Origin of the sequence: Longivirga aurantiaca (assembly GCF_042660085.1) — a bacterium.
Lineage (GTDB): Bacteria > Actinomycetota > Actinomycetes > S36-B12 > CAIYMF01 > Longivirga > Longivirga aurantiaca.
Window position 1 is genome coordinate 1 of record NZ_JBHSTI010000068.1, and the last position, 1,384, is coordinate 1,384.

At 75.0% G+C, this 1,384-nt stretch carries 3 protein-coding genes; 2 read left to right on the forward strand and 1 reads right to left on the reverse strand.

Annotated features, from left to right (window positions below):
- Positions 1-483, reverse strand: a 483-nt coding sequence (locus tag ACFQGU_RS17825; protein ID WP_386769045.1) for a GNAT family N-acetyltransferase, incomplete at its 3' end; no start/stop codon positions are given.
- 42 nt (positions 484-525) lie between these two features.
- Between ACFQGU_RS17825 and ACFQGU_RS17830 the strand changes: the two genes are divergently transcribed.
- The gene (locus ACFQGU_RS17830) at positions 526-1,146 is read left to right on the forward strand and encodes a YdeI/OmpD-associated family protein (protein ID WP_386769046.1); all 621 of its coding nucleotides are present in this window, start codon (positions 526-528) and stop codon (positions 1,144-1,146) included.
- A 92-nt stretch (positions 1,147-1,238) separates the two neighbouring features.
- Positions 1,239-1,384: peptidylprolyl isomerase (locus tag ACFQGU_RS17835; protein ID WP_386769047.1), on the forward strand; the 146-nt coding region annotated here is incomplete at its 3' end.

A 1,384-nucleotide genomic window follows, 5' to 3' on the forward strand; every position in this document is an offset into this window, starting at 1 on the left:
ACGGTGCGGCTGGCACTCGAGCAGCACGAGGCGTCCGCCGTCGGCCCGCACGTGCTCGGCGAACGCCGCCAGCAGCGCGGGGCCCACGCCGCGCCCCTGCGCCTCAGGGTCGACGCCCAGCTTGCCCACCCACGCGTGCTCGTCCTGGGTGGCGTGCGCCTCGGCCTGGTTGGTGCGGAACTCCCACTCCAGCGCGTCCTCGGGTGCGTCGGGGCGCGGCGCGTCCGCCTGCCGCGTGCAGGCCAGGCACCGCCCGGGCATCGAGCCCTCGAGCAGGCCGAGCAGGTCGCTGCCGTCGTACGCAGCCAGCAGCACCTCGAAGCGGGTCGGGTCCTCCTCGGCGTAGTGCTGGCCCAGCAGGGCCTCGCGCCGTACGCGGTCCTCGCCGTACTGCTCGATCACGTACGGCTCGTCGAGGAACGCGCGCGTGAGCAGCCGTGCCGCCGCGGGCCGGTCGTCGGCGCCCAGCGCCCGGATCTCCATGTCCGCATGCCTACCAGCCCGTGGCGCCGCAGGATGTACGGCATGACGGACGCCGCCGCCGAGGGCACCGCACCCGACGGACGGCGCTACGTGCAGCCCGAGACGCGGCAGCAGCTCCGGAGGTGGCTCGCCGCGCACCAGGACGACGGCGCCGGGGCGTGGGTCGCCTCGTGGAGGAGGGCCACCGGCCGACCGGCCGTGCCCTACAACGACGTGGTCGAGGAGCTGCTCTGCGTCGGCTGGGTCGACAGCACGGCCGGCACCTTGGACGCCGAGCGAGGCATGCTCTGGTGCGCACCGCGCAAGAACGGGAGCGGCTGGTCGCGGCCCAACAAGGAGCGCGTCGCGCGGCTCGAGGAGTCCGGACTGCTCCTCCCCCGCGGCAGCGCGGTGATCGAGGCGGCGCGCGTCGACGGCAGCTGGGCCAAGCTCGACGACGTCGAGAACCTCGTCGAGCCGCCCGATCTCGTGGCGGCCCTCGACGCCGACCCAGCTGCGCGTGCGACGTGGGACGCGTTCCCGCGGTCGGTGAAGCGCGGGCTGCTCGAGCTCGTCCTGCAGGCCAAGAAGCCCGAGACGCGGGCGCGCCGGATCGCCACGGTCGTGGCCGACGCCGCCGTGGGCAGCCGCGGCCCGTTCGACCGCGCCCGCCGTACTCCCTGAACCGCACCCGGCCGGTCGGCGGCCCCCTCCGGAAACCGCGCCGGTGGGACGTCGGGGGGCGGGCGGGCGCGGGCCCGTGCGAGGATTCCGCCGTGACCACCTACGCGACGCTGCACACCAACCAGGGCGACATCCGCATCGAGCTCTTCCCGAACCACGCGCCGAAGACCGTGCGCAACTTCGTGGGGCTCGCCGACGGATCCCAGGAGTGGACCGACCCCAAGACCGGCCAGAAGCG

What these genes read in the sequence shown, in the direction of transcription:
- ACFQGU_RS17830 (WP_386769046.1), top strand. Translation starts at nt 526, where the DNA reads ATGACGGACGCCGCCGCCGAGGGCACCGCACCCGACGGACGGCGCTAC.